Origin of the sequence: Streptosporangium heterodermiicola (assembly GCF_051390675.1) — a bacterium.
GTDB lineage: Bacteria > Actinomycetota > Actinomycetes > Streptosporangiales > Streptosporangiaceae > Streptosporangium.
Genome location: NZ_JBPJSR010000002.1, coordinates 299539 through 312152, shown reverse-complemented (window position 1 = coordinate 312152; position 12614 = coordinate 299539). Strand labels below are relative to the sequence as shown.

Sequence of the window (12614 nt, the reverse complement as noted above, 5' to 3'; positions counted from 1 at the left end):
AGTTACCCGCCAGGTGTGATGAGATGTCCTCATGGGTGCGACGGTCGCGCAACTCCGGGTCTTCACCGCCGTGATCGCGAACGGCGGCTTCGGCGTGGCCGCCGAGGAGCTGGGCATGTCCCAGTCGGCGGTCTCTCACGCGCTCGCCGCCCTGGAGCGCGCCCTCGGCGCCCCGCTGGTGCTGCGGCACGGGCGCGTGCGCCCCACCGCGCTGGGCGCGGCGATCCTGCCGCACGCCCAGGCCGCGCTCGCCTCGGTCACCGCCATCGACGAGGTCGTCTCCTCGCACCTGGGACAGCACGCGGGGACCGTGCGGGTCGCCGCCCCGCCCACGGTCTGCTGCGGGCTGCTGCCCCAGCTCATGCGGACGTGGCGCGCGGAGCTCCCCGGCGTCGAGGTGCAGGTCTTCGAGGGCGACGACGACGAGCTGTCCCCCTGGCTGGAGACCGGGGTCGTCGACGCCGCGATCCTCGTCGACCCGGTGCCCCCGCCGCCGGCGCACGTGGTGGTGGGCCGCGACGCCTTCCACGCGGTGGTCCGCGCCGACCACCCGCTGGCCGGTCAGGAGCACATCACGATGGCCGAGCTGGTGGAGGACCCGCTGCTGGTCTCCAAGGGGGGCTGCGAGCCCCAGACCCGCGCCCTGTGCTCCATGGCGGGCGTCCCCTACGCGCCCGCCCAGCACGTACGCGAGCTCGGCACGCTCATCGGCATGATCGCCGCGGGCATCGGCGTCTCGACGGTTCCCGACCTCGGCCGCGGCCTGCTGCCTCCCGGGCTCGTCATGGTCCCGCTGAAGCCGTCCCTGGAACGCGCCCTCGTCCTCACCGGCCCGCTGACCCGCCCGCCGAGCCCCCTGGTCGACGCCCTGCTCCGCACCGCCCCCGAGGTCCCCGAGGCGGTCCCGCTCCCCTGAGCCGGGCCGACGCTCCCGGGCTCGCATGCCCGCGAACCCCTGGGCCCGCCGCCCTTGAGCTCCCGCGTTCCCGGCCCGGCCGCCGCGAAGCCTCCGGACCGCCGGTCCCGCCGGGCTAAAACCCTTCGACCGGCGGGCGTCTCGCGAGGATCATTGGCGCCATGTCCGTACTCAAGGAGGTCGACTTCCAGCCGGAGCCGCGCCCGGTTGAGCTGCCGATGAAGATCTGGCTCGACGACGGCGACGCGGCGGTGGACGTGATCGACGCGCTCGCGCTGTCGCCGTTCGCCACCGGGGCCCAGCCGTGGTCGCGCACCGCGAGCCTGGAGCGGGTCCGCCCCGACGCCTCGCTCGCCCCCGCCTCGGGCAGGCTCGTCCGGGCCGCCTCGGAGAAGGACGGCCGCGACTCACGGCTGCTGTGCGGGGAGGGCTGGACGCTGCGCGTGGTCCGCTACCGCAACCGCGCCGCCACGATCAGCGTGACCGCGGTCGACGAGGGGCTGGCCCGCTCGGTGATCGAGGAGGTCACCAGGGACGCCGAGGAGCCCGCCCCCGAGAGCGACCACGTCGAGATGGGCTTCTGGTGGCAGAGCCCCCGGGGCAGCCGCCGCTCGGAGAAGCCGATCACCGCCTCCCCCTGGGCGGAGATCTCCGGAAACTACGCCAGGTCGGTCAGCGAGCCGCTGTCGCGGCTGATGTCCGTCACCCCCTCCGAGGCGCACGGCCGGCTGATCCTGCTGCACGGCCCGCCGGGCACCGGCAAGACGACGCTGCTGCGCACGCTCGCCCACGAGTGGCGTTCGTGGTGCCAGGTCGACTGCGTGCTCGACCCGGAGCAGCTGTTCCAGTCCCCCGGCTATCTCATGGAGGTCGCGGTCGGCTCCGACGACCACGACCACGACCACGACGGCGAGGGAGGCGGTGACCGGTGGCGGCTCCTGGTGCTGGAGGACTGCGACGAGCTGATCAGGGCCGGTGCCAAGGAGGCCACAGGTCAGGGCCTGTCGCGCCTGCTCAACCTGACCGACGGGCTCCTCGGCCAGGGCCGTGACGTCCTGGTGGCCATCACCACCAACGAGGACCTCGCCCACCTCCACCCCGCCGTCACCCGCCCCGGCCGCTGCCTCGCCCAGATCGAGGTCGGCGCCTTCCCCTACGACGAGGCCGCCCGCTGGCTCGGCGGCACCGAGGGGATCTCCCCCGTCGGCGCGACCCTCGCCGAGCTCTTCGCCCTCCGCGACGGCGTCCTCAACCGCGCACCGGCCGCCCCCGAGAACACCGGCCTCTACCTCTGAGCACCTTCCGCCCCCAGCGGGCGGGGCGGCGCCCCCCGGCGCATGGGCGGGGAGTCACCGGGTAACAGCAGCGCATGCTCGATCTCCTACCGGAGGAGACCCTCCGGCAGCTCGTCAACCTGCTGGTCCGCCTCGTCGAGGCGGCCGGGGCGGCCGTCATCTTCGTCGGCGCCGCGATCGCGTTCGTGCGGTTCGTGCTGGTGGCCGTACGACGGCACGACGACGGGTTCATCGCCGTGCGGCTGTTCCTGGGGCGGTTCCTCGCCCTCGGCCTGGAGTTCCAGCTGGCCAGCGACGTGCTGCGTACGGCCATCGCGCCGAGTTTCACGCAGATCGGGCAGCTCGCGGCGATCGCGGCCATCCGTACCGCGCTGAACTTCTTCCTGAACAGGGAGATCGAGCGGGAGGGACGCACGGTGAACGACGCGCGCGGACGCGGCTCGCTGGACGCCCCCGGCGGGAACGGCGCCCCGGACGACCCGGACGGAAACGGCGCGCCGGACGCCCCAGGCGGGCGCGGCGCGCCGGACGAGCCCGGCGGGCGTGTCCCGCCCGGTGCCGGGAATGGCTGACCTGGTCCGGACACTCGTCCCCCTGATCGTCGTCATGGGGCTGGCCGCCGGGCTCGCCGTGCTGCTCTCCGGCGGCGGTCCCGGCGGCGCGCTCGCGGTGCTGCTCGACTTCCTCCTCGCGGCCGGGCTCCTGCGCCTCTCCGAGGCCCAGACCTGGTCGGCGATCGCCACGGCGGCGCTCACGGTGGTGGTCCGCAAGCTCGCCGTCGCCGGTTTCTCCGCGCACGCGGCGGGACGGCGCCCGCCCGGCCGCCGTCCAGCCACCCCCGCCCCTAGCGGGCGGGATCAGGGTCGTACGAGATAGTCGTGCAGGCGGCGGCACTGGCGGCCGAACTCCGACGAGGAGCGGCGCGAAGGCGGGGCGAGGCCGGGGATCTCCCCGCGTGCCCCGGCCCACCGGGCCGCCTCGACGCCCAGGGCGACGAGGTCGGTCGCGCCCGAGCGCGGCCGTTCCCCCTCCCCCGGCAGCACGTGCGGCAGTGCCGCCCGGATCACCTCCCAGACCTCCCGGTGAGCACCCTGCCTCGCCGCCTGTTCGAGTCCGGCCACCGCGTGCGGCAGTTTCACCCGGGCCCGGCCCGTCAGCAGGGCGAGCTGCCCGCCGAGCGCCTCCGCGGGCAGGTCCCCCCGCGCCGCCATCCGCAGCACCAGGCGCACGCCGTGGTCCGGGTCCCGCTGGGCCAGGAAGAAGGCGAGCAGCAGCGCGGTGGGCTCGCCGACCGGCCCGTCGCAGGCGGCGAGCGCCTCGACGTGGTCCGGCTGGACCTGGGGCCGGTAGTAGGAGTGGAGCAGGTACGGGAGGTAGGAGGCGGCGACCACGTCGCGATGCGAGGGCAGGACGGCGGGCCACCAGTCCATGTACCGGCCGTGCTGCTCCCAGTCGCGGTGCGACACCTCGCCGAGCAGCTCGTCGGCGAGGGGCAGGCCGGTCGGGCCGGTCCGCACCCGGGGGACCGGGCTCAGGTGGGCGTCCGGGGGCGGTTCGCGCTCGTCGGTGTGGTACGAGTTCCCGTTCTCTGTGAACGTCCAGCGGACGCGCGTCTCCGGCTCGACCGGCCCCTCCGCCAGCCATCGCGCCGCCCGGCGCCCGGCCTCGGAGGTGAGCCGTCCGGCCCGGGCGACCGTCTCGGGATCGGTGGTTCCCGGCAACCGCAGCAGCGCCTGCTGGAAGTCGGCGGGCAGCGGCTCGGCCCCGGCGGCCTCGACCGCCTCCAGGCGGGTGAGGAACGCGGCGGGGTCGAGGTGGCCGGTGGCGAGGGTCGGGGTCGCGAGCAGGACCGGCGGCAGCGTGCCCGTCCTGAGCGCGGCGAGCACCTCCGCGCACCGCCGGAGCACGAACCGGTGCGGCACGGAGACGCCACCCTCGCCGGGAAGCCGGTCGGGCAGGTCAGACCGGTTAGGCCGGTCGGGCAGGTCGGGCAGGTCGGGCCGGTTATGCCGGTCAGATCGGTCAAGCCGATCAAGCCGATCAAGCCGATCAGGCAGGTCGGGATGGTCAGGCCGGGGCTCCTCGGGAGCGCGGTGCCCGGCGGCACCGTCGTGGCCGGGCAACCCCCTGAGGACCGCTTCCCCCGCCTCCTGGTTCGTCACGAGCTCCCCGCCCCCGCCCGGATCTGCGGGCACGCTCCAGATCCGGAGCGCCGAGTAGACGTCTCCGAACCCGGCGGCGTCGGACCTGCTCCCCGGCGGCATGCCCCAGGAAGGCGGCATGCCCCGGGAAAGGCCGCGCCCCTCCCCCTGCCCGGTCGCCCCGCCGTTCCCTTCGCCTCCGGTGAGGAACCGCATTATGTGGTCGCGCGCCCCGGCGAGAAGGGCGCCGAAGGACATCTCCCGCGCCTCGGCCGTGCTCCCGAAGACCCACCCCTCCGCGACGCCCGAGACCTCCGGAGCCTCACGGGCCTCCGGCCCGGGGTCGGCGCCCGGGGAGACGAGTTCCGCGGCGATCGCGGTCAACCAGTCGCGGGGCGCGTACCAGTTCTCGTACCGGTAGAGGTCGTGGATCTCGTGGACGCTCCCGGTGAGCGCGGCGCGCAGCGCCTCGCGGTCCTCCGCCGCGAACCTGACGAAGCCCGCGAGCCAGCGCTCGGCCCCCTGCCAGTCATGGGACGAGCGTGCCTGGACCAGCTCGGCGATCGTGCTCAGCGGGCCGGGGAAGTCCTCCACGGGATCGGGCGGGGTGAGCGGCGGCGGGACGAAGACCTCCGGCTCCTCCCGTTCGGGCCCCGCCTCCCCACCGACCGCCCCGGCCAGCAGCCGCCCCAGGTCCGGCGGGAGCGCGCCCAGCGCGGCGCGCAGCGTCTCCGCGCCGAGCGGGGTGAGGTGCGCCGCGTGCTTGACCGCGAGACGCGTGGCACGTTCCCGCACGGCGTACGCCTCGTGGCCGAACGCGGACGCGAGAGCCGGGGCCAGCTCGTCGGCCCGTTCCGGCGACCGCCGCAGGGTCTGGTCGAGCCAGGTCAGTCCGGTACGCACCAGCCCGCTCTCGGCGCGAAACAGCAGACCCTCCAGCGCCTCCGTCACGTCGTCCGGGTCGAGGCGGCCGAGGCGGCGCAGGTGCCTGAGCGCCAGCTCCGCGACCGGTCCGGGCGCGGCCGGCAGCAGGCGCAGGTAGTCGCGGGCGCGGGCCTCCACCTCCGCGTGCGTGGGTTCGAGCAGCTCGTGGAGGCGGACGAAGAACCGCAGGTCGGTGGCGTCCCCTCCGCGCAGGAACCGGCTGACGCAGCCGTTCACGAGCGTCTCGCGGCTCACCCGCCCCTCGCCGCTCAGCACGGACAGGGCTCTGAGCCAGGATCCGGTGCGCGGCGGATCGCTCCGCTCCTCGCGCAGGGCGCGGCCCACGCCCTGCGCCTCGAAGATCCTCGGCAGCAGGGTGTCGAGGAGCGGGTCCCGGCGGAGCACTCCCGTCCTGGGCGGCGTGGCGAGCCAGCCCAGCACGAGCGGGTCGTGCTCGGGCGGCGTCACGCCGGTACCGCGCAGCAGGGCCAGCACCAGCGGCAGCCCGGGTGAGGTCGCGGCGCGGATCCGGAGCACGAGCCGGGCGACCAGGTCGGCCCGCCATTCGGGCTCCCGCGCGGAGATCACCCTGACGAGGGCGTCGGTGTCGCCCGGCGTCTCCCACTCGAAGACCGTGAACTCGCGCCGGTTCAGCCAGGTGGCCGTAGCCGCGGCGCCGCCGAGCGAGCCCGCACCCGCCACCCGCAGGTGCTCTCCCCGCCCGCCCCGCCTCCTCCACGGGTCGAAGGCCAACGCCTCGCGCCGCTCCGGCCTGAGGTACCCGGGCAGTTCCCTGGCGACCTCCCTGCGCTCCGCGTCGTCGAGTTTCACCATCCGGGCCGCGAGCGCGTCGAGGCCACCGTTCTCGATGAGGTCGCGGACCTCGTCCCAGGCCGTCATCGGGAGTCCTCCCCGGCGAGGGAGGCCGGTGCCGCCGGGGAGCCGGCGGGGGCGTCGGCGGTGCCGGCGGACATCCGGGCGGCGAGCACGTGCTTGCAGGGGCCGCGCGAGCCCCGGTGGTCGTACCACCACGGGCAGGTGCACGACCCCTCCGCCATCCGCACCAGGCGGACGCCGCCTTCCGTGGTCACCTCGGCCGAATCGGGACCGGTCAGCCGTACGGCACCCGAGGCGACCAGGGAGCGGGCGGAGCCGAGCCTGGGGTTGAGCGCCGCGACGTGGTCGCGGTCGTAGGGCAGCTCGCGGTGGAAGTGCGCGGCCTCGAAGAGGTCGTAGCCGACCCGGCCCGCCGTGCCGAGCTGGGTGAGCGAGGCCCGGACCCGCTCCGGCGCGAGCCCCGAGCGCGCGGCGAGCACGCCCAGTTCCAGGGTGGGCTCGAAGTCGAGCAGGATGCCGACCAGGTCGGCGTCGCCGGCCACCACGTCCGAGGAGAGGTCGTCCAGGACGGCCCCCTCCCCGGAGAAACCGCGCCAGGCCTGCGGGGACAGCACCAGCGTGTAGCGCATGCCCGGCAGTTCCAGCTCCCAGGCGCTCGACCCCGAGCCGTCCGCCGGCCCGTACACGCGCAGGGCCTTGGCGAAGCGCAGCAACGGCGTCATCGTCGCCAGCCTGCCGGCCCCGGCCAGGTGGACCCCGCCCGGTACGGCCCGCTCCGAGAGCCGCAGCTCTTTGCCCGAGGGGACCGCCCACACCTCGGCCGTCGCCCGCTTCGGCAGGCCGCGCAGGAACCTGACGGCCTGCGGCCCGGCGAGCTCGGCGCGCAGGTCGAACCCGGAGGCGATCACCTGGACCTCCGCGAAACCGCGCAGCCACCGGTCGGGCAGCGGCACCTTCTTCTCCACGACCGCGCCGTCCAGGGTGGTCACGGTGAGCTCGTCGGGACCGACCCCGACGTGCAGCGGGTCACGTCCGCCGACCCTGGCCAGCGCCTCGCGCAGCGGGTTGTTGACGTCCACGTTGGTGGTGCCCCGGTCGAAGACCTCGCCGTCGAGGGCCGGGCCCAGCACGTCCAGCCGGGCGTAGACGCCGCCGCAGGCGGAGAACGACTCGAACCTGAGGCGGTCGCCGCCGCAGGTCACGACCGGATCGCGGGTGAATCCCGGCTGCGGCCGGTGGTAGCGGGCCAGCGCCACGTCGGCGACCGCGAGCAGGCCGGTCGCGGCGGGCGCGGCCTGGGTGAGCAGCCCGCTGAAGAACCGGGGGTGGTCGAGGAAGCCCTTCGTGGTCTGGCCTCCGGACGTCGACAGTCCCAGGTGTCCGTCGGAGAGCGTGGAGGGACCGGCGTAGGAGTAAGCCTGCGCTGCACTTGTCATGGGCCGGACGGTAGAGATCACGACCGACAAATCCGATCACGGCCGCGCGACCGGCGTACGACCACCGGGGGCTCGAAGGCGCGGGGCCCGGAGACGCTGGGCCCGGAGACGCGGGGGCTCGAAGGCCCGGAGACGCGGGGGTGCCGGATCCGGTCAATGCGCCTATCCGATCCCCGCCGGCTCGCGAACAATTCGGGGAACGCCGGTTGATTGACCCGGACGGACGATGGAACGGGCCAATGACGGCCAAGGGCCAAACGACACCCGCCGTCCGCGCTCCCCCACAATGGCGAGACGCCCGGAATCAGGCGTTCCGCAAGGCGAGTCTTGCCTTACCTCAGAGTGTCGAGACCGCACCCCAATGTGATCGGCCCCGTGTCGCCGGGCGCCTTCGAAGACACCTGGCGCCGGACGCGGGCAAACCCGTGGACCGGCGGCACGCATTCCGGACGCGGGGAAGTCATTTGTCCGCCAGAATCCCGGAACGCGTTCGGTTACGGACATCCGGCGTGCGTGAATTGTCGCCGGGCGCCCGCGACGACGCGCGGCGGAACCTCTCCTCCCCGCCCCTTCAGGACCCGGCGCGTCCCCGCGTTCTCTCCCCGCCACCTCTGCCCGGCAGATATCGTGAGCAGCCAAAAGGGGACGAAGGACGCGTACGATTGCCTAGAGGGAGGTAGCCGCGTCCGGGGCGGCGGCGTCCGGGAAACGAACGGCAGTGGAACGACGGACCGGAGTGGCCCCAAGTGGCGGAAGTCGATTTTTTTCCGGGCGACGAGGCCGGAAACCACCCGGAGGTCATGAAACTCCAAAGCGCTCCGGTGCCCCCTTCCGGAAAACCCTCCGAGGGTAACCGACAGATCTCGGCATACAAGGCGCCAGGGAACCCAGGCGCCGCCGTCGTTTTTAATCCCTCGTGAGCGGGAAGCATTTCCCAATGACGTGGAGACGTCGGAGTTCGGCCTTGAGTAATTAACCGAAGGGTGGATCTCCGACAGGCAGGGGTTTCCCGAGCGCGACGCCGAAAGGAGGGACTAGAGTTTTGCGCGCGGGGAAGAGACGCGGGAACCATCGTCGGCCGGTTCACGACCGCACGCTCCGGCGCCGAGATTAAGGAGTCACACAATGGCACGTCAGCAAGTCGTCACGTTCACCGACGACATCACCGGCAAGAAGGCGGACGAGACCGTCTCGTTCGGTCTCGACGGCACCGCCTACGAGATCGACCTGAGCTCGAAGAACGCCACGAAACTTCGCGAGGCCCTCAAACCGTTCCAGTCGGCGGCCCGCAAGGCGAGCACCTCCCTGGGCCGCAAGGGCAGGGGCAAGGGTTCCGGTGGCAACCGTGAGCGGAGCGCCGAGATCCGGGCGTGGGCGAAGTCCCACGGGATCGAGGTGAGCGAGCGCGGACGCATCGGAGGAAAGGTCGCCGAGGCGTTCGCCGCCGGCGACCCCAGCGTGGCCAAGGGCTCGACCAAAAAGGCGGAGGCGGCGCTCAGCGAGTGAGACAAGCTCCCGGACCCTTGGAGGGGTAGCGGCGTCGCAGCCGGCCGGGAGTGCTCGGAACGACCACCCCAGGCGCTGTTCCCAACCCTCGGCACGACGGCCCGAGGCGCTGTTCCCAACCCTCGGCACGACCACCCGAGGTGCTATTTCCAACCCGGAGGGGTATGCACCTTTGATCAAGTTTTAGGGGATTCCTCCGGGGGGCGTTCGTCGATGAGCGAGGTCGCGCAGATCTGCTCGGATCTGATCAGGTTCGACACCACCAATCCCGGCCCCGGTGAGCGCCCGGCGGCCGAGTACGTCGCCGCCCTGCTGTCCGAGGCCGGGATCGAGCCGGTGGTGTTCGAGTCGGCCAGCCGCAGGACCAGCGTGGTCGCCAGGATCCCCGGCGGCTCCCCCGAGGCCCTGCTGATCCACGGCCACCTCGACGTGGTCCCCGCCCGGCCCTCCGACTGGCGGATCCACCCGTTCTCCGGCGAGATCTCCGGCGGGTGCGTCTGGGGCCGGGGCGCGGTCGACATGAAGGGCAGCCTCGCCATGACGCTCGCCGTGGTCCGCGACTGGGCCCGGCGCGGGGTGCGGCCGGACCGGGACGTCGTGCTCGCCTTCCTCGCCGACGAGGAGGCCACCGGCGAGTACGGTGCCCGCCACGCGGTGCGCCACCACCGCGAGCTGTTCGACGGCTGCGTCGACGCGATCGGCGAGTCCGGCGGCTACAGCGTCGAGGCGGGGGCCGGGGCAGGGGGCGCGCGGATCTACCCGGTCGCGGTGGGCGAGCGCGGCACCGCCTGGATGCGGCTCACCGCGACCGGCGTCGCGGCGCACGGCTCCCGCCCGCCGGTGGACAACGCGGTCGCCGAGCTCTGCCACGCCATGTCCAGGATCGCCGCCCATCCCTGGCCGGTACGGCTCACGCCCGGCGTGGCTGCGCTGATCGAGAGCCTGTCGGCCATCCTCGGCGAGCGCGTCGACCTCGACCGGCTGGAGGAGGAGGCGAGGCGGCTCGGCCGGATCGGCGACCTGTTCGGCGCGCAGATCCGCAACTCGGCGAACCCGACGATGCTCCAGGCGGGCTACAAGGTCAACGTGGTCCCCGGCACCGCCGAGGGCCACGTGGACGGGCGGTTCCTGCCGGGATACCGGGAGGAGTTCCTGGAGACGATCGACCGCCTGCTCGGCCCCCGGGTGACCCGGGAGTTCGTCAACATCGAGGACGCCCCCTCGGCCCCGATGGACTCGCCGTTCTTCGACCGGCTCGGCGCCGCCCTGGTGGCCGAGGACCCGGCGGCGCGGCCGGTGCCGTACGTGATGTCGGGCGGCACGGACGCGAAGTCCTTCGCGGGGCTCGGCATCAGGGGCTACGGCTTCGCCCCGCTGATGCTCACCCCGGACCTCGACTACTTCGGCATGTTCCACGGCGTGGACGAACGCGTCCCCGTCGAGGGCCTGGAGTTCGGTGTCCGCGTCCTGAACCGTCTCCTCACCTCCCGAGGCTCCGAGGCTCCCGCCTCCCTGAAGCCCGGTTCCTGAAGCCCCGCCCCCTGAGGCCCAGCCCTCCTCAGGCCCCCGCCCCTGAAGCCCCGCCCTCCCGAAGCCCCCCGAAACCCCGACCCTCCGAAGCCCCTGCCCCCTGAAGCCCTGGAAGCTCCCGCGCCCCCGGCCGCTCGCGGTGACCTTTACCACTCTCGCCCCGCGCCCTCAACCCACGAAAGCGGGGCACTCTCCATCACAATCAGGCTCTGCCAGGGACTTCCGGATACATGCCGGACACGGCTCGCGTGAAACTGGGGCATCATGACTCACGTGCCGATTCTCATGTACCCCTCGGTGACCGGCAGGTCTCGTGACGAGACACGAACACCGGCGACGTGCCCCCCGGGGCCCGCCGGCGGGGCCGCCGATCCGTCCCGCCCCGGCGATCCGCGGCACTCCCGTACCGCCCCCCGGAACACCGTCCCCGGGATCGGCGCGGACCGGGAGCACCCGGGTGAGTGAGCACGGCACCGGGCGAGGCAGGCACGCCAGGCCCGGTGGCGGCGTTCCCGCGCCGGGCGCCCGGCCGGAGGGCCCCGAGCCGCCGGCGGACGCGTTCACCGGTCTCCATACAGCGGGCGGCAAGGTCGGCGCAAGCGGCCCGGCCGATGATGGCGGCGTGACACGCGACGGGAGCGACCAGGCGGCGGGCCGGACGGCGACCGAGGAGCGCGGGACAGGTCTGATGGACCGCCTGCGCAAGGACCTGAGGAACCCCCTGTTCCTGCAGGGCTACGCGCTGATGATCAATACGGGCATCACCGCCGTGCTCGGCCTCGGCTACTGGTTCCTCGCGACGCACCTGTACACCGCCGCCGCGTTCGGCGAGGGCCAGGCCCAGATCAGCGCGATGCGGCTGTTCTCCTCCCTGACCGGGCTCGCCTTCGCGGGGGCCCTGGCCAGGTTCATCCCGGTGGCCGGGCGCCGCACCGCCGAGTTCGTCCTGCGCGGCTACGCGATCGCCGGGGCCGCCGGTCTGGTGGCGGCGCTGGGGTTCCTGCTGACGTTGCCGATCTGGGGATCGGTCTACGCCGACCTCGGCGGGCTCGGGCCCGGGCTGTTCTTCCTCGCCTCGGTGCTCGTGTGGACGATCTTCACCCTCCAGGACGTGACGCTGGCCGGGCTGCGCAACGCCGTCTGGGTGCCGGTCAACAGCCTGGCGTTCGGCCTGGTCAAGATGGGCCTGCTCGTCGCGCTGGCGTACGCGCTGCCGCAGGGCGGCGTCTTCGGCGGGATCTTCGTCTCGTGGATCGTGCCGACGGCCATCGCGCTGGTCCCGATCAGCTGGCTCATCTTCGGCGTGATCATCCCCAGGCACGTCAAGAACACCGAGGTGAGCGCCGCGAACCCGCCGCGCCTGCGCGAGGTGGGCCGCTTCCTCGCCGGAGACTTCCCCGGCGCGTTCTCCATCCTGCTGATCCTCTATCTCGTCCCGGTCATCGTCGCGGGCTGGCTCGACGACGCCCCGACGTTCGGCTACTTCTCGATAGCCCACACGCTGGGCTCCATGGTCGGGCTGCTCGCGGCCAACATGGCGGTCTCGCTCACCGTCGAGGGGTCCTTCAACGCCGCCCAGCTGGCGCAGAGCGTGCGCAACGCGCTGCGGCGCACCTTCCTGATCGTCGGGCCGGTCATCGCGGTGGTCGTGATCGGCGCGCCGCTGATCCTGAGCGTGTTCGGCCCCGGGTTCGCCGAGGCGGGCTCGCCGCTGCTGCGCCTGATGGCGATCGCCGTGCTCCCCCAGACGGTGATCGAGATCTGCCTCAGCATGTTGCGCGCCCAGAGCGAGGCGCGCAAGCTCGCCCTCGTCCAGATCGGGATGGCCGTCCTGGTCCTCACCTCGATCGCGGTGCTCTTCCCCCACTTCGGGATCGCCGCGGTCGGCTACGCCATGCTCGGCAGCCAGCTCCTGGTGGCGCTGCTGATCTTCCCGAACATGCGCAGGGTGATGAACCATGGCAAAACATCCCAGGTGAACACTGGTTAGGACGACACGCGCTTCCCGGTTTGCGGTCTTAATGTCGTA

At 73.2% G+C, this 12614-nt stretch carries 9 protein-coding genes; 7 read left to right on the top strand and 2 right to left on the bottom strand.

Annotated elements, in window-relative coordinates; all coding sequences use genetic code 11:
• The first annotated feature begins 31 nt into the window (after nt 1–31).
• From ACSC1Q_RS05215 to ACSC1Q_RS05200, 4 genes are all read left to right on the top strand, one after another.
• Nucleotides 32–916, top strand: a complete 885-nt coding sequence (locus ACSC1Q_RS05215) for a LysR family transcriptional regulator (protein ID WP_436757495.1) — start codon at nt 32–34, stop codon at nt 914–916.
• A gap of 161 nt (nt 917–1077) precedes the next feature.
• Nucleotides 1078–2211, top strand: coding sequence for a DUF5925 domain-containing protein (locus ACSC1Q_RS05210; protein ID WP_436757494.1), 1134 nt, complete (start codon nt 1078–1080; stop codon nt 2209–2211).
• A gap of 74 nt (nt 2212–2285) precedes the next feature.
• A complete protein-coding gene (locus tag ACSC1Q_RS05205; RefSeq protein ID WP_436757493.1) occupies nt 2286–2783 on the top strand; it encodes a DUF1622 domain-containing protein in 498 nt (165 codons plus the stop codon).
• Nucleotides 2776–3087: a hypothetical protein gene (locus ACSC1Q_RS05200; protein ID WP_436757492.1), complete on the top strand. Its 312-nt coding sequence runs from the start codon at nt 2776–2778 to the stop codon at nt 3085–3087. The genes ACSC1Q_RS05205 and ACSC1Q_RS05200 overlap by 8 nt, the downstream gene beginning before the upstream one ends.
• On the opposite strand, the gene ACSC1Q_RS05195 is transcribed toward ACSC1Q_RS05200, so the two are convergent.
• Nucleotides 3069–6176: a hypothetical protein gene (locus tag ACSC1Q_RS05195; protein ID WP_436757491.1), complete on the bottom strand. Its 3108-nt coding sequence runs from the start codon at nt 6174–6176 to the stop codon at nt 3069–3071. The two genes, ACSC1Q_RS05200 and ACSC1Q_RS05195, sit on opposite strands and share 19 nt — an antisense overlap.
• Complete coding sequence (locus ACSC1Q_RS05190; protein ID WP_436757490.1) at nt 6173–7549, bottom strand: SWIM zinc finger family protein; 1377 nt, start codon at nt 7547–7549, stop codon at nt 6173–6175. The genes ACSC1Q_RS05195 and ACSC1Q_RS05190 overlap by 4 nt, the downstream gene beginning before the upstream one ends.
• A 1125-nt stretch (nt 7550–8674) precedes the next feature.
• Between ACSC1Q_RS05190 and ACSC1Q_RS05185 the strand changes: the two genes are divergently transcribed.
• The 3 genes from ACSC1Q_RS05185 (at nt 8675) to ACSC1Q_RS05175 (ending at nt 12575) form a co-directional block, all read left to right on the top strand.
• On the top strand, nt 8675–9055 hold the full coding sequence (locus ACSC1Q_RS05185; protein WP_436757489.1) for a histone-like nucleoid-structuring protein Lsr2: 381 nt from the start codon (nt 8675–8677) through the stop codon (nt 9053–9055).
• A 213-nt stretch (nt 9056–9268) separates the two neighbouring features.
• The gene (locus ACSC1Q_RS05180; RefSeq protein WP_436757488.1) at nt 9269–10585 is read left to right on the top strand and encodes a M20/M25/M40 family metallo-hydrolase; all 1317 of its coding nucleotides are present in this window, start codon (nt 9269–9271) and stop codon (nt 10583–10585) included.
• A gap of 622 nt (nt 10586–11207) precedes the next feature.
• Nucleotides 11208–12575, top strand: a complete 1368-nt coding sequence (locus ACSC1Q_RS05175) for a lipopolysaccharide biosynthesis protein (protein ID WP_436757487.1) — start codon at nt 11208–11210, stop codon at nt 12573–12575.
• Nucleotides 12576–12614: the final 39 nt, after the last annotated feature.